Below are 17813 nucleotides of genomic sequence, written 5' to 3'. Positions count from 1 at the left end.
ACCATGAATATGCAAAACAAAGTCAAAAACACCATGACCGGTGCAGATGTCATCGTATCCTCGTTGAAAGCCAACGGGATCGATACAGTGTTTGGTCTGCCGGGGGGACAGCTCGATAACCTGTTTGACGCGGTGCAGCGGACCGATGGTGACACCAAGATCATCCGCTCTCGTCATGAGCAGGGCGCGGCTTATATGGCCTTCGGCGCGGCACGCTCCACCGGGAAGCCTACGGTGTTTTCCGTGGTGCCTGGGCCGGGGATTATGAATGCGATGGGCGCGCTTTCGACTGCGTGGGCGGCCAATAGCCCGGTTCTGTCCATGTGTGGGCAAGTGGCCTCGGACGCTATCGGCTCGGGGCGCGGCTATTTGCACGAGCTACCCGATCAGCTGGCGACAATGCGCACGATGTTGAAACACGCGGAACGGATCGACAGCCCGCATAACGCGCCGCATATGATCAATGACGCGTTGGTGGCGATGCAAACGGGTCGTCCCGGCCCCGCGCATCTGGAAATGTCGCCGGACGTGATGGGGTTAGAGAGTGGGTATGTCCCAACGCCAGCGACAACTGTACCTGCCGGACCTTGCACCGCAATCGCTGATATCGAACAGGCGATCGCACTTCTGAAAAACTCCAAGCGCCCGCTGATCTATGTGGGCGGAGGCGCCACCCACGCGGCCGATCAGGTCAACACGCTGGCAAATCTGATCGAAGCCCCGGTGACGTGTTTCCGGTCAGGGCGGGGCATCGTCGATGATCGCGATTATCACGCACAGGTCTTCCCTGCGGGGCGTCGTCTGTGGAAAGACGCCGACGTCGTGTTCGCCATCGGCACGCGCTTGAAGTATGCGCAGATGTATTGGGGGCTGGACGAAAATATCAAGATTATCCGGCTTGATATCGACCCCAAGGAATTTGGACGCTACGCCCAACCGGCTGTGGCGTTGCATGGCGACGCGGTGGTGACGCTCGACGCTCTCCTCCCAGCATTGACCGACGAGATCAAAACACCGCGTCCGTCACGCGAAGAAGAATTGACCAAACTCAAGACCGAGCTGCACGCCGAAATGACCGCCAATGTTGGCCCGCAGATGGAGTATCTGAGCGCCATTCGCGAAGTGCTGCCCGATGACGGCATTTTCTGTGATGAGATTACGCAGGTTGGCTTTACTTCGTGGTTCGGCCTGCCAATTCACCGTCTACGCGGCCACATCAACTGCGGATTTCAGGGCACGCTGGGCTATGGATTTGCCACCGCGCTGGGCGTGAAAGCGGCTAACCCCGATACGCCAGTGGTTAGCATTTCGGGCGATGGGGGGTTCCTGTTTACGGCCACCGAACTGGCGACGGCAGTTGAATACGGTATCAATCTTGTATGTGTTGTGTTCAACGACAACCGTTACTCAAACGTCTATCGTCAACAAAAAGAATGGTATGACGGGCGCTTTATCGCATCGGACTTGCACAATCCCGATTTTGTGGCGTTTGCTCGGAGCTTTGGCGCAAATGCCGAACGTGTTGAGGGCCCAGCCCAACTGAAAGCGGCGCTAGAGCGCGGTTTGTCGGCGAAAGGCCCGACAATCATCGAAGCCGTTCAGCAGAAAAACCTGCCAGCCCCGTGGCAATACATCCTTGAGGCCCCGGTGCGCGGCCCGAATGCGGAGGGCGCGTAACGGATGGCGGTGCATAAGCTCTCTGACGCGACAAAGGCGTGGTTGGCCGATCCGGTACCGTTTCGGATTGGTGGAATGCCCGTGGCCGAAGGTGAAATTCGCGCGCTGATCAATCCTGCCACGGGTGCGGAATTTGCGAGCGTTTGCGCGGGAACTGCGGACCATGTTGATCGCGCGGTAGGTGCTGCCCGAGACGCATTTGGATCTGGCGCGTGGGCGAACATGAACCCGACCCTTCGCGCCCGGATCATGTGGCGTCTGGCTGATCTGATCGAGGAGCACGCCGAAGAACTGGGTGAGCTTGAAACGCTATGCATGGGCAAACCATTCGTTGCGGCATCAAAAATGGAAGTGCCGTTTTTTGCGGAGACTTTCCGGTACTACGCGGGCTATTGCACCAAGATTGCGGGACAAAGCGGCGCGCTGTCTTTCCCGGTTGGCGACTTGCATGGGATGACCTTCCATGACCCGGTCGGCGTGGTTGGGATGATCCTGCCTTGGAACGGACCGCTTGTGATAGGTGGCTGGAAAATCGCGCCGGCGCTGGCAACGGGCTGTACCATGGTGATCAAGCCTGCCGATATCACGCCACTTAGCCTTCTGCGTTTTGCCGAACTCGCGGCGGAAGCGGGTGTGCCTGATGGGGTGATCAATATCGTGACAGGGCCCGGTTCGGTCGTGGGGGCAGCAATTGCCAGCCACCCAGAGATCAACAAGTTGGCCTTCACCGGATCGACCGGGGTCGGGCGCGGGCTGGTACATGCCTCGGCCGACAGCAATCTTAAGAAGCTTTCGTTAGAGCTGGGCGGGAAATCCCCGATAGTAGTGTTCCCCGACGCCGATTTGGACGCAGCGGTAAACGGTGCTGCGGATGCGATTTTCGGAAATTCCGGGCAGGTCTGCGTGGCGGGATCGCGGCTTTATGTCAACAACGACATCCGCGAAGAATTCACGGCTCGACTGGCCGACAAGGCTCGTTCCCTGAAAATGGGCGACCCGTTTGACGATACGACCGATCTTGGTCCTGTTTCCTCCCACGGCCATTGTGCCGACATCGCCCGCCGCGTGACCGAAGGCCAGTCTCTAGGGGCTGATCTGGTCTGCGGCGGTGCGCCTGTTGCAGGGGATGGCGCGTTTTTTCCACCAACGATCCTGGCGGTCGATGATCAGACTAACCCGTTGGTGCAGGAAGAGATTTTCGGCCCGGTATTGGCCGTTCGCGGGTTCGATACAGAAGACGAAGCCATCGCGCTTGCCAACGGCACAGACTACGCGTTGGCCGGATCAGTCTGGACCAAAGACATTGACCGGGCGCTGCGTATGAGTCGCGCGATTTATGCCGGCATTGTCTGGGTCAACATTCATAACATCCCCGACCTGCACATGCCCATCGGAGGGCATGATCAATCCGGTTGGGGGCGCGAGTTGGGCCAGCAAGGCTTGTCGGAATACCTACAAACGAAATCGGTGATGATCTCTATCGCCGGAAAGGACTGAACAATGTCGATTGCGGCAAAAGAAACGCTGTCGAAGGTGGCTCCATACAAGCAGGGTCAAAGCACGATTGAAGGGGTGGATCAGGTGATCAAGCTCTCATCAAACGAGCTGCCCTTTCCGCCCAGCCCGAAAGCGGTCGAGGCGTTTCACGCAACTGAAGTTGATCTGGGCCGTTACCCGGACGGATCACAGGCCGGGCTGCGCGCAGCGGTTGCGACAGTGCATAACCTGCCCGAGGCCAACATCTTTGCGGGCAATGGCTCGGAAGAGGCACTCGGCCTGATCATCCGCACTATCCTGTCGGCAGGCGACGAGATCGTGATCAGTGAAAACAGCTTTATGATGGCTGAGATTTATGCCCGTTCGGTCGGGGCTGAGGTTGTGAAATGCGCCGAAACCGACTTCCGCGTGGATGTGAAAGCCATGGCTGCGGCGGTGACGGACAAAACCAAGATGGTCTATATCTGCACGCCAAATAACCCGACGGGCACTTATACAACGGCTGCCGAACTCGAATGGCTTGAAGCGCAGTTGCCTGAAGATATGCTTTTGCTTGTCGATGCGGCCTATGCCGAATTTGTCGACGCTGACGACTACGAAAGTGGGCTGTCCATGTTCTCGACCGAGGGGCGCGTGGCCGTCACAAGGACGTTTTCCAAGGCCTATGGGCTGGCAGCACAGCGGATCGGCTGGGCGGTCGCGCCGGATCGCGTCGTGGATGCGGTTGCGCGACTACGCACTCCGTTTAACACCAATGCAGCAGCGCTGGCCGCGGCAGAGGCGGCGGTCCTGGATCAGGACTATCTGGCTGCAACAGTGGCCCGGATGAATACGATCCGTCGCCAATTTGTTGCTGATCTCGAAGCGTTAGACCTGCACGTGGTGCCCAGTCAAACCAACTTCGTTCTGATCGTCTTTGGTGACGGTGGGGATGAGGCAAAAACCATAGATGCGGCCTTGCAAAAGGCGGGCATTCTAGGGCGGCCCGTTTCAGGCGAGGCCAATGAATTTAGGATTTCGATCGGCACTGAGGAGGAGATGTCGAAAACCATCGCGGTAATCCGCGACTGGGCCCAATCACGGGCGAAGTCCAATACCTGACCGCAGGTCCTGCCTGGCGGTTCATCTTCTACCCGCGCCGGACGGGCAGAGGATCATAACAATCCCGGCGATTAAGGGAGGCCAATATGACCTTTAACTACACGATCAAGGCCAGCATGCTTGCGCTGATGACCTCTGTCGCAGCGCCTGCATTGGCAGACAGTGATGTCTCGCATAACTGGAATTCGGACGGCGAAGCGGCGGCGATGCGCGTCTTCCGCGACAAATATGTCGAGATGGGCGGAACGTGGAAAGACACGTCGTTCCCGGATACGGAAGCCAGTATCTCATCTGTGAAAACCCGCGTCATCGGCGGTACACCCCCGATGGCGCTGCAGTCGTCGCTTGGCGGCGTGATGCGCGAATTTGCGGAAAGCGGTTTGTTGCAGAATATGGATGACGTCGCTTCGGCAGGCGGCTGGGCGGGCAATTTGTCCGAAAGCTTGGCTGAAGTCGGCAAATATGACGGCAACTGGGTGGCAGCACCCGTATTCGTTGACGTGATCAACTGGCTTTACACCAACAATGACGCCCTTGCAGCCGCAGACGTTCAACCACCCAACAGTTGGGATGATTTCAAAGCCTCGCTGCCAAAGCTAAAGGAAGCCGGCATCATTCCATTGGCGGTCGGTGGCCAGTCTTGGCAGGAAGCTATCTTGTTTGATCATGTGCTTTTGGCTGTCGGCGGCGCAGCTCTTTACGAAGGATTGCTGACCGGTGATTCGGACGTCGTGAAATCTGACGCCGTGCTGAAAGCGCTGGAAGAAATGGGTTCGTTGAAAGAGTTCACGGATGAAGGCAAGTCTGGCCGCAGCTGGAACGACACAAACACGCTGATGCTGTCCAACAAAGCCGCTTATTTCTTCATGGGCCCATGGGCCGCTGGTGGATATGGCGATATGGGCCCAGAGGGCGGAAAATGGTCTTGCCGCCTGACCCCATGGGACAACAGCCTGACGGTTGTCGCAGATGGGTTCCAGTTCATCGCAGTTGAAGATGACGCCGATAAAGCCGCGCAGGCATTGTTTGCCAATGCCGTAATGGACCCTGCCACGCAGGTCGCCGCTGCAAAGGCAAAGGGAACGCTGCCTGCGACAAACAAAGCCGACCCAGCTGACTTTGATGGCTGCCCGGCCAAAGCTGTGACTGCGATGGGCAGTGCTGTGACGGCCACCCATTGGAATGGTCGCGCAATCGACGTTGGGACGGCCGTAAAAGACAACGTCTCGGCGTTCTGGAACGGGTCAATTGATGCGCAGACCGCACATCAAAACCTGATCGCGGCTCTGGTTAAGTAAGGCAAGCACACGAAAAACTTGGGCGCGGACCGCGTTCTGCGCCCAAGGACCTCGATCAAAACCAAGAGGGAAGGAGCATTGCGATGCAGGTCTCCTCGAACCGGATAAAGGCATGGCTGGTATTGCTGCCAACCATCGTCGTCGCGCTCTACTTCATCTGGGGTTTTGCGCTGTACACCGGATATCTGTCGTTCACCAAGTCTAAGTTCCTGCCCAAGCACACTTGGAATGGTGTTGAAAACTATAGCGCCCTTTTTGCCGATGATCGTTGGTGGGTGGCCTATACTAATATGTTCCTGTTCGGCGGACTTTACCTTGCGGGCTGCATTGTGCTTGGTGCCGGTCTTGCCATGCTTCTTGATCGTCTGACCAAGGGCGAAGCACTGTTTCGCACCATGTACCTTTACCCCATGTCGCTGTCGCTTGTTGTGACTGGCTTGGCCTGGCAATGGATTTTGAACCCGACCAGCGGCATCCAACAAATCGTACGCAATACGGGGTATGAAAGCTTTAGCTTCAACTGGCTCGTGTCGCCGGATTACGCGATCTACACGATTGTGTTCGCGGCGGTCTGGAATGGCACAGGATTGATCATGATCTTGTTTCTGTCTGGCATCAAATCCGTGGACGGCGAGATTTGGAAAGCCGCGCGCATCGACCGGGTGCCAACCTGGCGTGTCTATGTCTCAATCATTCTTCCGCAACTTCGGACCACCTTGCTGACAGCGGTGATGCTGTTGGGTTTTCAGGTTGTACGCAGTTTCGACGTCGTTGTCGCGCTGACTAACGGTGGCCCGGGTTACGCCTCTGACGTGCCTGCACGTTATGTATTCGAGTACTTCTTCCAGCGCGGGCGTATCGGGCAGGGGGCGGCTGGCGCGGTCATTATGGTCGTCACGATGATCATGATCATCATGCCATATTTGCTTTACGAAGTTCGGAGGAAGGAAGCATGAGACGCCAATACACCTTCAAAACCGCAGCGCTTTATGCAGCTTTGGTTTTCTTCGGACTGTACTTCCTTGCACCGCTTTATGTGATGCTGGTGGCCTCGTTCAAAACACTGACCGAAGTGCGCAATTCCTCGATCATATCCTTGCCCGAGGTGTGGACAATCGAGCCATGGGTCAAAGCGTGGTCCAGCGCGTGTTCTGGGCTGGACTGTAATGGGATCAAACCCTTCTTCCTTGTCACCTTTGAAATCGCCATCCCAGCGGTGATCCTTGCGATCCTGTTCGGCGCTTTAAACGGCTACGTCATGGCAAAGTGGAGGTCCAAGGGCGCAGACATTCTGTTCGCGGCCCTTCTGATCGGCAGCTTTGTCCCACTTCAACTCTACTTAATTCCGCTGGCAGTCACCTTGCGCGAGCTTGGTGTGTTCGGCACCACGGCGGGGTTGATCTTGATCCACACCGTCTATGGTATTCCGCTGACCACGATGCTCTTTCGTAACTACTACGTCACGCTCCCGGACGAGCTGATACGCGCGGCGATTATGGACGGGGCGGGGTTCTTCAAGATTTTCTTCGCGATCATATTGCCGCTGTCACCTGCGATTATGGTGGTCGCGCTGATCCTCGTTTTCTCTGGGATTTACAACGACTTTCTGTTCGCTCTGACGTTTGGGGATACGGCCAAGCGGCCGATCATGGCTGCGGTTCAGAACATCGTCGCCTCGTCCTATGGGGTGAAGGAATACAACATGAATATCGCGGCCGTGATGATCTCGGCGCTTCCGACCCTGTTGTTGTTTTTGGTCGCGGGCAAGTTCTTTGTCCGTGGTCTGACGCAAGGCGCGGTGAAAGGATAAGACATGTCTTTGAAATTGAAAAACATCGTGAAGAACTACGGCAGCGTCGAAGTGCTGCATGATATCTCGATCGAGATCGAGAAGGGGGATTTTCTGGTGCTGTTGGGGGGGTCTGGCTGCGGGAAGTCGACGCTGTTGAATTGCATCGCGGGACTAGAAGAAACCACCGGCGGTGTGGTCGAGATTTTGGGGCGCGACGTAACACACGTGGACCCGGCAGATCGCAACGTGGCCATGGTGTTCCAGTCATACGCGCTTTATCCGACGATGAGCGTGGCACGCAATATCAGCTTTGGTCTGGAATGCGCGCGCGTGCCCAAAGCCGAACGCAAGCTGGCGGTTGATAAAGTCGCAAAGCTTTTGCAGATCGAACCGTTATTGGATCGCAAGCCCAGTCAGCTATCAGGAGGTCAGCGACAACGCGTGGCCATCGGCAGGGCGTTGGTGCGTGACCCTGATATTTTCCTTCTGGACGAGCCTATGTCGAACCTCGATGCCAAGCTGCGCAACCAGATGCGGTTTGAATTGCGAGAGCTTCACCGCAGCCTTGGTCGAACCTTCGTTCTTGTGACCCATGATCAGATCGAAGCCATGTCGATGGCCACCAAGGTTGCCGTGTTGGACCAAGGATATGTTCAGCAATTTGGCACGCCCTATGACGTGTTCCACCGCCCGGAAAACCGCTTCGTTGCGGAGTTCATTGGGGTCAACAAGATGAACTTTCTTGAGGGCGAAATTCGGACCCAGGACGGCGCACCACGTTTTGTCATCGGGTCCCATTCTGCACCTTTGTCCGGTTACGATTTCATCACGCCACCGCAGGACGGCCAGAAAGCCACTCTGGGGGTTCGGCCAGAAAATATCTACCGGCAAAAAGAGCGGCTGGAGGGTCACGAATGCCTTGAGGCGCATCTGACAGTACTGCGGTCCGAACTGACCGGAAGCGATGTTCAGGTGTGGTTCGACTTCGAACAGCAGACCATCGCCAGCCGCTTCAGGTCGTCGCGTACCCCTGATGAAGGGGCCGAGGCCACGCTTTATATGGACATGCAGAACGTGTCTTTGTTTGACCCTCAATCCGGAAAACGGCTATGAACTCTCGTTAAGTTCGCGTTAGGAGCCTTCTATGCTCAATCTTCCTCAGGATCGTTTGTACCAAAAGGTCGCTGCTGACCTTGCGGCCCGTATTGCGCAGGGAGAATTCAATAAGGCTGAAAGGCTACCAACCGAACGCGCATTGTCCGAGATGCTATCGGTGTCCCGCACGACTGTGCGCGAAGCGCTGCTGGTGCTGGAGCTTCATGGGCTTGTCGAAATTCGCGGTGGGTCCGGCAGCTATGTGGTCGATACAGGACCCGGACGTAGCCTGTTGGAACCGGTCCTGGAGTTTGGCACCTCGATCCGAGACAGCCTTGAAATCCGCATGTGCCTTGAGGTGCAACTGGCCGGGCTGGCCGCGGAACGCAGAACAGATGACAACCTTGCAACGCTGCAAGCGGCTTTGAATCGCGGATGGGAAGATTTTCGCAACGAGACGTTTCGCCATGACCCGAAAGATGATCCAGACGGAGTGTTCCATGTCGAGGTCGCGCGTGCCGCACAGAATGCCACCGCCGCACATCTGATACGCGAGCTATGGAATGTAATGCGTTCGCCTTTGTCCGAGGCTGCCGAAAATCTGGTTCAGATCGAGCAATATGCAGAATTGTCCCTGTTGGATCACGATCGCATATTGGCGGCCTTGATCGCACGGGATGCCAGTGCGGCGCGTGATGCGATGCAGCGGCACCTTACCCGGTATCAGAAGATTATCGGTTGGGCGGATCAGCCAGCATACTGACCTTTTCTGACCACCAAGAGACCCCCAAAATTGCGATACGATAAATGCGCCCGCCACTGGGCTGTGCCCGCATGTCATACGGGCGTCATAAGAAGCATATCGAATGATTTGAGGGCGTTAAAATACCTGACAAATATAATAAGGATAGTTTACCTGATAAAAATTGTCGTGTAATAGAACGTCAACGATTCAGAGAACGAGGATACCATGACCTTCAAGAACACCCTTTTGGCCTTGCCTTTGCTGCTCGGTTCTACCGCGCTGGCGCAGGCTGCCGAACCAGCCGACGTGCTGACCACCTATGCCGACATCGCACTTGCCGGATACGAAGATAGCCTGACTACGGCAAAGGCGCTGAAGGTCGCCGTGGATGCACTGGTTGCCAGCCCATCCGAAGGCACATTGCAAGCGGCAAAGGCTGCGTGGCTCCGGGCGCGCGTCCCCTATCAACAAACCGAGGCATACCGCTTTGGTAACCCGACCGTCGACGACTGGGAGGGTAAGGTGAACGCTTGGCCGCTGGATGAAGGGATGATTGACTATGTTGATGTCCTTGTCGCAGACAAGGATGCTGGCGAAGGGGCAAGCAACTATGGCGTCAATGACGAAAACCCGTTTTCGACAGCCAATGTGATCGCAAACCCCGCATTGACGGTTGGCGGCAAGTCCATTGACGCAAGCAAAATCACCCCAGAGCTTCTTGAGAGTCTTCAGGAGATCGACGGTATCGAGGCCAATGTAGCAACCGGATACCACGTTATCGAATTCCTTCTTTGGGGTCAGGATCTGAACGGTACAGATCATGGGGCGGGGATGCGCCCTGCCACGGACTACGACCTTACCAACTGTACCGGTGGCAATTGTGATCGTCGCGCAGATTATCTTGTGACCGCTGCGAACCTTCTGGTCAGCGATCTGGAAGAAGCTGTGGCGAATTGGTCCGAAGGCGGGCAAGGGCGCACCGATGTGACCACGGACACCGCAAAGGGCGTGAAGATGGCCTTCACTGGTATGGGCAGCCTGTCTTACGGCGAGCTTGCTGGCGAGCGTATGAAGCTTGGCCTGTTGCTCAATGATCCAGAAGAAGAGCATGATTGCTTCTCGGATAACTCGCACAACTCGCACTACTTCGATGCTTTGGGCATCCGCAATGTTTATACCGGGCGCTACGTCCGCATTGACGGATCCGTTGTTGAAGGCCCGTCGCTTTATGATCTGGTACAGGCCAATGACGAGGCGTTGGCGAACAACCTGCTGGTTGATCTGGACGAGACGATGATCGCGATGAGCGGTATCGTAACAGCCGCTGAGGGTGGCACGTCGTATGACCAAATGCTCGGCGTTGATGCAGCTGGCGGTGCCTTGGTTCAGAATGCGATCGATCACCTGGTCGAGCAGACCCGCAACATTGAACGCGCCGTTGTGGTCGTAAGCGGTGCAGAGCTCGCCGTCGAGGGATCGGATAGCTTGGACAATCCGACGGCTGTCTTTCAGTAAGATCGCACATATTGTCTTTTAAATCAGGGCATTGCGATCATCTCGCGATGCCCTTTTTCATTGAAAATGGCTTGCAAAACCCGACATTTTCTGTCAGATAAATCGAGCAGCCCGCACCGATTGCCAGCGAACCATACAATATGTTTCGGGAGGGCCCGCAATCCTCGGCACCCCTCAGGCCATGCCGCCTTCCCGGAAACGAAACCCGGAGCGGACTATGACACATGATCCCTGTACGGCGCCCAAACATGGTGATGCGGCTCTCTTGGAAACAGCGGGGCTTGATGCTGATGAGCGCGCAGTCTTGCATGTTATGCGATATTTTTTCCAAAGCTTCACACGCTCAAGCACACAGGGATGGATGGGGACCTTTCGACACGCGCTTGATCAATTCCCTGCTGATCAGGCCGCAAATGTTGCGCTGGCCGTGTTGTCGGTTGTGCAGAACATGCGGATATCGCGTCGCGAAGTGTTTCGTTTCTCAAACCCTGATTGCCCGGGCTGCTGCAAAGTGCTGTGCGATGATGAGCGCCAGTTGATCGGCATTGTCGTTGCCATGCGGCGGGGGCAAATATCCCGTGCGCATACCCATGCGTTGTTGATCTGCGAGGGCAACGACACAGCGCCCGTTTTGCAGGCCACCAGGGAATTGTCACATATCCTGGCACATTGTTCGAATATTTCGGGCCATGCGATCCCGAAGGGATCGGAACAGGCCGGGTTATCTGAAGGGATGTAGCCCATGACCGTTCACCGGACTACCGTTTGACGGAGAAGGTAGAAAGGCCGCGCGAGGGGATGCGCGACCTTTCATGAGTGGTCGTTCGGGTGAACGTGGGTATAGCAAGACCCTATGCATATTGCTGGACCGATCAAGAATGACCCCGGGGAAATGTCATTGGAACGAACTGTTTCCATTAAATGACCACGGGTCATTATTCATCCTGGATGTTCCTCACGCACAGATAAAATCCACCAAAGGTGGTGCGATTCTTCTAAGTACGCGGTGTGATAGCACCCGGTTGGCCGACCACCTCGCACGCCAGATCATGCCCCGCTTTCATGCAGGTAGAGGCTGGTGCACCTTGCAAGAGTGCTGCCAAAAATCCACCGTTGAAACTGTCCCCTGCGGCGGTGGTGTCGACAACGGTTTTGGCCGCAGGAAAACTGATGTTGTCGCCTTGGGCCGGATCAAGCGATACCGGGCCGAGGCTTCCGCGCTTCAGGGCGCCTTGCGTCAGACCATACGTTCGTAGCCGGGCGAGTACGGTTTGTTCGTCAGCCTCTTCGAACAAAGCCATTTCGTCGTCGACAGAGGGAAGTGCGATATCGGTGATCGACCATGCGCGTGACACTGTTTCGCGGGCGGCCTGCACGTTTTCCCAAAGCTTTGGACGATAGTTGCTGTCAAATGCAAAAGCGACGTTGTCCGAGGCGCGCAGCTGCGCCACCTTATCCAGCACCTTGTTTCGCTGATCTTGACCGATGATCGCCAGCGTAATCCCAGATAGGTAAATGATGTCGGCCTGGGCGAAGACATCAAGCTCTTTTGGGTCCTGAAATAGAGTACGGGCCGCGGAGTGTTCGCGCCAATAAAAGAAAGACCGTTCGCCCGCCGCGTCCGTTTTCACTGCATACAGGCCTAGATTTCGTGACGCGTCATAGCGGATTGCTTCGGTGTCCAGTTGTTCGCCTTTGGCAAGCGCGAGTGCGCCGGCGGACAAGGGGTCATGACCTATTCGGGTCTGATATGCGACCTCTCCATTACTGCCCAAACATCTTTTGCAATAAACTGCCGCGTTGAAGCTGTCGCCCGCGAACCCGACAGCGAAGCCATCGCCATCGCTTTCCGAATGCCTCAGCTCGCCCATAACTTCGCCTGCGAAAACGATGCGTTTTCTCATTGTCATAAGCTCCTTTTCACGTCCGCTGCACCCTCACAAATCCTTTTATTGCTTGCAACAGATTTAATACTTGCCGAGCGATACAAAAGAAAACGGCGCGCCAGCTTGGGCGCGCCGTTCCATTCTTGCGCTTATTGACCTTAATTCAGCGCCTTGTCGGTGATCGCGCTGGTCCATGCACCTGATGGCTCGGCTGTAATCACGGGGTCAGAGCCGCCACCCAGCAGCGTTTCCACCGTGCGCTTGTATGCCGCTTCGTCCAACGCGCCATTTGATCCAGCGGTCAGTTTGGCAATCTCGCCCATCATGCGGACCTGATGCTTTTCGGTCTGTGCGCCGGTCTCGTCATACTCAAGAACGATCATGGCTGCATCGGCTGGGTTTTCTTCGGCCCACTTCCAGCCTTTCATCGAGGCGCGGACAAAGCGTTCCATCTTGTCGACAAAGGCCGGATCGCTCAGCTTGTCTTCCATGACATAAAGACCATCCTCAAGCGTTGCGACGCCCTGATCTTCATATTTGAACGTGATCAATTCATCGGGTGAGACACCGGAGTCGATGACCTGCCAATACTCGTTATAGGTCATGGTCGAAATGCAATCGGCCTGACGTTGCAGCAATGGATCGACGTTGAAGCCCTGTTTCAGCACTTCCACGCCCTTATCGCTGGCACCATCTGTGGCGATGCCCAATTGAGACATCCAGCTCATAAACGGAAACTCGTTGCCGAAGAACCAAACGCCCAGCGTGCGATTAGCCAAATCGTTGGGGGTTTCGATCCCAACGTCATTCCAGCATGTCAGCATCATGCCGGACGAAGCGAAAGGCTGTGCAATGTTGACCAGTGGCAGGCCTTTCTCGCGGGCGGCAAGGGCGGCCGGCATCCATTCAACGATCACGTCGGCTCCGCCACCTGCGATCACCTGAGTGGGCGCAATGTCTGGACCACCGGGCAGGACAGTGACATTCAGATCTTCGTCTGTGTAAAACCCGTTCTCCAACGCGACGTAGTAGCCCGCAAACTGGGATTGCGTAACCCACTTGAGTTGCAGGGTCACATCATCTGCGGCCATTGCCGTGCTAGAGGTAACAGCAAGGGCGGCTGCCCCAATCACTGATTTGAAATTCATGTCTCTCTCCTTGTTGAACTTAGTTAGTTTTTATTTGTTTTGCTCAGCCTCTTTGGGATGGGTGCCAGAACGTCACCTTCTTTTCAAACCATGCAACGATACCATAAAACATGGTACCTGCCATCGCCGCCACGGCAATTTCCGCCCAAACCAGATCAATCGACAGACTGCCAACGCCTGTTGAAATGCGGAACCCCATGCCGCGTGTGGGCGATCCGAAATACTCAGCAACGATAGCGCCGATCAGGGCCAGCGTTGCTGCGACTTTCAAACCGTTAAAGATAAAGGGCATAGCGGCGGGGATGCGAAGTTTGATCAAGGTCGAGAAATAGCCCGCTGCATAGGTCTTCATAAGGTCTCGCATCATCACATCAGTTTCGCGCAGGCCCTGCACCGTGTTCACCAATACCGGGAAGAAGACCATGACCACGACCACAGCGGCTTTCGAATGCCAGTCAAAGCCGAACCAGCTGACTAGGATCGGCGCCACGCCCACGATGGGCAGCGCTGCTACGAAGTTACCAATCGGCAACAAGCCGCGGGTCAGGAATGCCGAACGGTCAATCAGGATTGCCATCACGAAAGCCGCAATCGCTCCGATCAGATAGCCGCGTAAGGCGCCTTTCAGAACCGTTTGCTGAAAGTCCTCCCACAACATACCAGTCGAATTCGCGAAGGTTTTTGCCACGTCAGACGGGGCGGGCAGGATTGCGGCAGAGATATTGAAGGACCGTACCACGGCCTCCCACGCGACCAGAATGGTCAGGCCGAAGATCACCGGGACGATGACACGCACGGCAGTGGTATCGACCCATCTGGAGCGCACCATTACGACATTGGCCACCCAGGCCGCGATCCAGAAGATGAATGCAAGGACCAACCAACTCATGAGCGCATCCCCATACGGCGAAGCAACAGATGCTGCGTTCGGTCGATCAGTGTGACCAGAACACCCGCAAGAATTGCCGCCGCAAACAGCGCAGACCAGATCGCCAGCGGCGTGCCGAACTGATCACCGATCAGAATACGCGCGCCAAGGCCGCTGATTGCGCCTGTTGGAAGCTCTCCGACGATGGCGCCGACCAAGGCCGCAGCAATGCCGATTTTCAGTGAAGTGAATAGATAGGGAAGCGACGCGGGCATGCGCAATTTCAGGAACTGCTGCGCACGGGAAGACGAGTATGTTTTCAAAAGGTCAAGTTGTTCAGAGGTCGGCGAGCGCAGCCCTTTGACCATGCCGACCAGCACCGGGAAGAAGCACAGATATGATGAAATCAGCGCTTTCGGAAATCCGCGCCCGTCAATCCCGACTTGTGACGACAGCACGATGATCATGGGCGCAAGCGCGACGATTGGAACGGCTTGTGATATGATGGCCCAAGGCATCATCGACATCTCGATCACGCGCGATTGCACAATGGCTATGGCCCCGATGATCCCGATTGTCGTGCCAAGAAGAAATCCCCAGAATGTCGATTGCAGCGTGATCCAACCATGATAAATCAGGGACCGCTTTGACCATGCGCGACCCTTCAAAGCCATTGCTCCGGTCGTTTTCCATAACTCTTGACCCACTTGCATTGGGGTGGGCAGGCGCGGGCGATCGAGGTTGTAGCCTGTCGCAATATGCGCGCTGTTGTTGGCCATGAGGCTCCAACTTGAAACCTCGCGCCGTTCCACCGGTGTCTCTGGCGTGACGATTTCACCGGCGCGATCCGCTTGATCCAAGGCAACCCGGATATTCATGGGGGCCACGGCCAGAAACCATACGATTACGATCCCGGCCAGCACCGTCAGGACAGAAAGCGCGGTTTTAGTCATAGGAATGCCCCGCGCGCAGCCCTTCACGCACCCTGTGGGCCACGTCCAGAAACTCTTGCGTGTCGCGAATGTCCAAGGGCCGATCCTTGGGCAGCGGACTTTCGATCACATCCGAAATCCGACCCGGTCGCGGTGACATGACGACAATCTTGGTCGACAGATACACCGCCTCGGGGATCGAGTGTGTGACGAAGGCAATCGTCTTTTGGGTCTTGGCCCAAAGCTGCAATAGTTGTTCGTTCAGGTGATCGCGAACGATTTCATCGAGCGCTCCGAAGGGTTCGTCCATCAGCAGGATGTCCGCATCAAAGGCCAACGCGCGGGCGATCGAAGCCCGTTGCTGCATGCCGCCAGACAGTTGCCAAGGGAATTTTTTCTCAAACCCGGCCAAATCAACCAGCTCCAAAACGCGTTTGATCCGCTCGTCTTGGTCAGATTTTGAATACCCCATGATCTCCAACGGCAAGCGCACGTTGCGCCCGATGGTCCGCCATGGATAAAGTCCCGCATGCTGAAAAACATAGCCATAGGCGCGTGACTTCCGAGCCTCACGCGCGGACACGCCGTTGACAGTGATCGTGCCGCCGGTGGGTTCTTCAAGATCAGCCATGCACCGCAGAAACGTGGTTTTGCCACAGCCCGAGGGACCGATGAAGCTGACAAAATCGCCCTTGTTGATGTCGAGCGATACGTCTTTCAACGCGTGCACCGGCCCGTCATTGGTCTGAAAGGTCAGCGAGAGGTTCTCGGCCTTAATCACCGTTTCTGTGTTCAACTTAGACCCCTGTCGCCGGAATGCCGGTGCGTTTGACCGGCTGCGGCGCAGTCAGTTCTTTCCATTTGCTCAGCGCCGTGTTGACGGTCGCATTCGCTTCGCGTTCAACAAACTTGCCGTGGCCTTCTTGCGTTCTGATCTCGCCGTCATGTACGGCAACTTGGCCGCGTGTCAGCGTAAAGCGGGGTAGGCCTTTGACCTTGTGGCCTTCGAACACGTTGTAGTCGATGGCCGATTGCTGGCTGTCTGCCGCGATGGTCTTTTCTTTCTCGGGGTCCCATACAACAAGGTCCGCATCCGCGCCCACAAGAACAGCGCCCTTCTTGGGGTAGCAATTCAGGATTTTGGCGATGTTGGTCGAGGTTACAGCGACGAACTCGTTCATCGTCAGACGACCCGTCGCAACGCCGTTCGTCCAGAGCATCGGCATACGATCCTCCAGCCCACCGGTGCCATTCGGGATCTTGGTGAAATCGCCGACGCCATAGCGTTTCTGTTCGGTCGTGAAGGCGCAGTGGTCGGTGGCCACAACGCTCAGCGAGCCCGATTGTAGACCGGCCCAGAGGCTGTCTTGGTGCTGTTTGTTGCGGAAAGGGGGCGACATCACGCGACGCGCGGCGTGGTCCCAATCCTTGTTGAAATACTCGCTTTCATCCAAAGTCAGGTGCTGGATCAGCGGCTCACCCCAGACGCGCTTGCCTTGCATGCGGGCGCGGCGGATCGCTTCGTGGCTTTCCTCGCACGACACATGCACAACATAAAGTGGCGCACCCGCCATATCGGCGATCATGATCGCGCGGTTGGTGGCTTCGCCTTCGACTTGAGTGGGTCGCGAGTAAGCGTGTGCCTCTGGCCCCGTGTTACCCTCTGCCAGCAGCTTGGCCGACAGTTCTGCCACCACGTCGCCGTTTTCGGCATGGACCATCGGGGTCGCGCCGAGTTCCGCCAGACGGTTGAACGAGGCGAAAAGCTCGTCATCATTCACCATCAGCGCGCCCTTATAGGCAAGGAAGTGCTTGAACGTGTTGATGCCGCGTTCCTGCACGACGGTTTTCATGTCGTCGAACACCTGCTCGCCCCACCATGTCACGGCCATGTGGAACGAATAGTCACAGTTCGCGCGGGTCGATTTGTTGTCCCAGCGCTTCAGTGCATCCAGCAGGCTTTCACCTTGGTTCGGCAGGGCAAAATCCACGACCATCGTGGTGCCACCCGCCAACGCCGCCCGCGTGCCACTTTCGAAATCGTCCGAGGAATAGGTCCCCATGAACGGCATTTCCAAGTGCGTATGCGGGTCGATCCCGCCGGGCATGACATAGCAACCCGTTGCATCGAGCGTCTCGTCGCCCTTCAGGTCCGGTCCGATTTCGACAATTTTGCCGTTGTCGATCAGGACGTCGGCCTTATAGGTCAGATCGGCTGTGACGACGGTTCCGTTTTTGATGACTTTGGTCATTTCGTTA

The 17813-nt window shown here is 56.4% G+C and carries 16 protein-coding genes; 10 read left to right on the top strand and 6 right to left on the bottom strand.

Going from position 1 to position 17813, the window contains the following annotated elements; all coding sequences use genetic code 11:
* Nucleotides 1-9 precede the first annotated feature (9 nt).
* The 10 genes from V6N04_RS06195 to V6N04_RS06150 all read left to right on the top strand — a co-directional run bounded on the left by V6N04_RS06195 (nucleotide 10) and on the right by V6N04_RS06150 (nucleotide 11459).
* Entirely contained in the window at nucleotides 10-1677 is a 1668-nt protein-coding gene (locus V6N04_RS06195) for a thiamine pyrophosphate-dependent enzyme (RefSeq protein ID WP_371169269.1), read from the top strand.
* A gap of 3 nt (nucleotides 1678-1680) precedes the next feature.
* Nucleotides 1681-3174, top strand: coding sequence for an aldehyde dehydrogenase family protein (locus tag V6N04_RS06190; RefSeq protein WP_371169268.1), 1494 nt, complete (start codon nucleotides 1681-1683; stop codon nucleotides 3172-3174).
* A 3-nt stretch (nucleotides 3175-3177) separates the two neighbouring features.
* Nucleotides 3178-4275: a histidinol-phosphate transaminase gene (gene hisC, locus V6N04_RS06185; protein WP_371169267.1), complete on the top strand. Its 1098-nt coding sequence runs from the start codon at nucleotides 3178-3180 to the stop codon at nucleotides 4273-4275.
* An 86-nt stretch (nucleotides 4276-4361) separates the two neighbouring features.
* Nucleotides 4362-5573 (top strand): ABC transporter substrate-binding protein, encoded by a 1212-nt coding sequence (locus tag V6N04_RS06180; RefSeq protein WP_371169266.1) that lies wholly within the window; start codon nucleotides 4362-4364, stop codon nucleotides 5571-5573.
* Nucleotides 5574-5656: 83 nt separating this feature from the next.
* Nucleotides 5657-6529, top strand: coding sequence for a carbohydrate ABC transporter permease (locus V6N04_RS06175; RefSeq protein ID WP_371169265.1), 873 nt, complete (start codon nucleotides 5657-5659; stop codon nucleotides 6527-6529).
* Nucleotides 6526-7383 carry a carbohydrate ABC transporter permease gene (locus tag V6N04_RS06170; protein ID WP_371169264.1) on the top strand — a complete coding sequence of 286 codons (858 nt, stop codon included), beginning with the start codon at nucleotides 6526-6528 and terminating at the stop codon, nucleotides 7381-7383. Before V6N04_RS06175 ends, V6N04_RS06170 begins: the two co-directional genes overlap by 4 nt.
* A gap of 3 nt (nucleotides 7384-7386) precedes the next feature.
* Nucleotides 7387-8478 carry an ABC transporter ATP-binding protein gene (locus V6N04_RS06165; RefSeq protein ID WP_371169263.1) on the top strand — a complete coding sequence of 364 codons (1092 nt, stop codon included), beginning with the start codon at nucleotides 7387-7389 and terminating at the stop codon, nucleotides 8476-8478.
* A gap of 31 nt (nucleotides 8479-8509) precedes the next feature.
* Nucleotides 8510-9223, top strand: coding sequence for a FadR/GntR family transcriptional regulator (locus V6N04_RS06160; protein ID WP_371169262.1), 714 nt, complete (start codon nucleotides 8510-8512; stop codon nucleotides 9221-9223).
* Nucleotides 9224-9430: 207 nt separating this feature from the next.
* Nucleotides 9431-10720 carry an imelysin family protein gene (locus V6N04_RS06155; protein WP_371169261.1) on the top strand — a complete coding sequence of 430 codons (1290 nt, stop codon included), beginning with the start codon at nucleotides 9431-9433 and terminating at the stop codon, nucleotides 10718-10720.
* 217 nt (nucleotides 10721-10937) lie between these two features.
* The gene (locus V6N04_RS06150) at nucleotides 10938-11459 is read left to right on the top strand and encodes a hypothetical protein (RefSeq protein WP_371169260.1); all 522 of its coding nucleotides are present in this window, start codon (nucleotides 10938-10940) and stop codon (nucleotides 11457-11459) included.
* A gap of 256 nt (nucleotides 11460-11715) precedes the next feature.
* Here V6N04_RS06150 and V6N04_RS06145 read toward each other — a convergent pair whose 3' ends face one another.
* The 6 genes from V6N04_RS06145 to hydA form a co-directional block, all read right to left on the bottom strand.
* Nucleotides 11716-12624 carry a sugar kinase gene (locus V6N04_RS06145; RefSeq protein WP_371169259.1) on the bottom strand — a complete coding sequence of 303 codons (909 nt, stop codon included), beginning with the start codon at nucleotides 12622-12624 and terminating at the stop codon, nucleotides 11716-11718.
* Between the two features lie 140 nt (nucleotides 12625-12764).
* Nucleotides 12765-13754: an ABC transporter substrate-binding protein gene (locus V6N04_RS06140; protein ID WP_371169258.1), complete on the bottom strand. Its 990-nt coding sequence runs from the start codon at nucleotides 13752-13754 to the stop codon at nucleotides 12765-12767.
* 43 nt (nucleotides 13755-13797) lie between these two features.
* Nucleotides 13798-14643: an ABC transporter permease gene (locus V6N04_RS06135; RefSeq protein ID WP_371169257.1), complete on the bottom strand. Its 846-nt coding sequence runs from the start codon at nucleotides 14641-14643 to the stop codon at nucleotides 13798-13800.
* The gene (locus tag V6N04_RS06130; protein ID WP_371169256.1) at nucleotides 14640-15575 is read right to left on the bottom strand and encodes an ABC transporter permease; all 936 of its coding nucleotides are present in this window, start codon (nucleotides 15573-15575) and stop codon (nucleotides 14640-14642) included. Before V6N04_RS06130 ends, V6N04_RS06135 begins: the two co-directional genes overlap by 4 nt.
* Nucleotides 15568-16350 (bottom strand): ABC transporter ATP-binding protein, encoded by a 783-nt coding sequence (locus V6N04_RS06125; RefSeq protein WP_371169255.1) that lies wholly within the window; start codon nucleotides 16348-16350, stop codon nucleotides 15568-15570. Before V6N04_RS06125 ends, V6N04_RS06130 begins: the two co-directional genes overlap by 8 nt.
* A gap of 1 nt (nucleotide 16351) precedes the next feature.
* Nucleotides 16352-17806: a dihydropyrimidinase gene (hydA, locus tag V6N04_RS06120; protein WP_371169254.1), complete on the bottom strand. Its 1455-nt coding sequence runs from the start codon at nucleotides 17804-17806 to the stop codon at nucleotides 16352-16354.
* Nucleotides 17807-17813 lie beyond the last annotated feature (7 nt).

It is taken from the genome of Aliiroseovarius conchicola, from assembly GCF_041403445.1.
GTDB lineage: Bacteria > Pseudomonadota > Alphaproteobacteria > Rhodobacterales > Rhodobacteraceae > Aliiroseovarius > Aliiroseovarius conchicola.
The sequence above is the reverse complement of the archived record's forward strand: the minus strand, read 5'-3'. Positions and strand labels throughout refer to the sequence as shown.

Excerpts from the sequence above, each read along its gene's own strand:
- V6N04_RS06180 (WP_371169266.1), top strand. The coding sequence starts at position 4,362 with ATGACCTTTAACTACACGATCAAGGCCAGCATGCTTGCGCTGATGACC.
- V6N04_RS06130 (WP_371169256.1), bottom strand. The coding sequence starts at position 15,575 with ATGACTAAAACCGCGCTTTCTGTCCTGACGGTGCTGGCCGGGATCGTA.
- V6N04_RS06160 (WP_371169262.1), top strand. The coding sequence starts at position 8,510 with ATGCTCAATCTTCCTCAGGATCGTTTGTACCAAAAGGTCGCTGCTGAC.
- V6N04_RS06165 (WP_371169263.1), top strand. The coding sequence starts at position 7,387 with ATGTCTTTGAAATTGAAAAACATCGTGAAGAACTACGGCAGCGTCGAA.
- hydA (WP_371169254.1), bottom strand. The coding sequence starts at position 17,806 with ATGACCAAAGTCATCAAAAACGGAACCGTCGTCACAGCCGATCTGACC.
- V6N04_RS06140 (WP_371169258.1), bottom strand. The coding sequence starts at position 13,754 with ATGAATTTCAAATCAGTGATTGGGGCAGCCGCCCTTGCTGTTACCTCT.
- V6N04_RS06190 (WP_371169268.1), top strand. The coding sequence starts at position 1,681 with ATGGCGGTGCATAAGCTCTCTGACGCGACAAAGGCGTGGTTGGCCGAT.
- V6N04_RS06195 (WP_371169269.1), top strand. The coding sequence starts at position 10 with ATGCAAAACAAAGTCAAAAACACCATGACCGGTGCAGATGTCATCGTA.
- V6N04_RS06150 (WP_371169260.1), top strand. The coding sequence starts at position 10,938 with ATGACACATGATCCCTGTACGGCGCCCAAACATGGTGATGCGGCTCTC.
- V6N04_RS06155 (WP_371169261.1), top strand. The coding sequence starts at position 9,431 with ATGACCTTCAAGAACACCCTTTTGGCCTTGCCTTTGCTGCTCGGTTCT.
- hisC (WP_371169267.1), top strand. The coding sequence starts at position 3,178 with ATGTCGATTGCGGCAAAAGAAACGCTGTCGAAGGTGGCTCCATACAAG.
- V6N04_RS06170 (WP_371169264.1), top strand. The coding sequence starts at position 6,526 with ATGAGACGCCAATACACCTTCAAAACCGCAGCGCTTTATGCAGCTTTG.
- V6N04_RS06135 (WP_371169257.1), bottom strand. The coding sequence starts at position 14,643 with ATGAGTTGGTTGGTCCTTGCATTCATCTTCTGGATCGCGGCCTGGGTG.
- V6N04_RS06145 (WP_371169259.1), bottom strand. The coding sequence starts at position 12,624 with ATGAGAAAACGCATCGTTTTCGCAGGCGAAGTTATGGGCGAGCTGAGG.
- V6N04_RS06175 (WP_371169265.1), top strand. The coding sequence starts at position 5,657 with ATGCAGGTCTCCTCGAACCGGATAAAGGCATGGCTGGTATTGCTGCCA.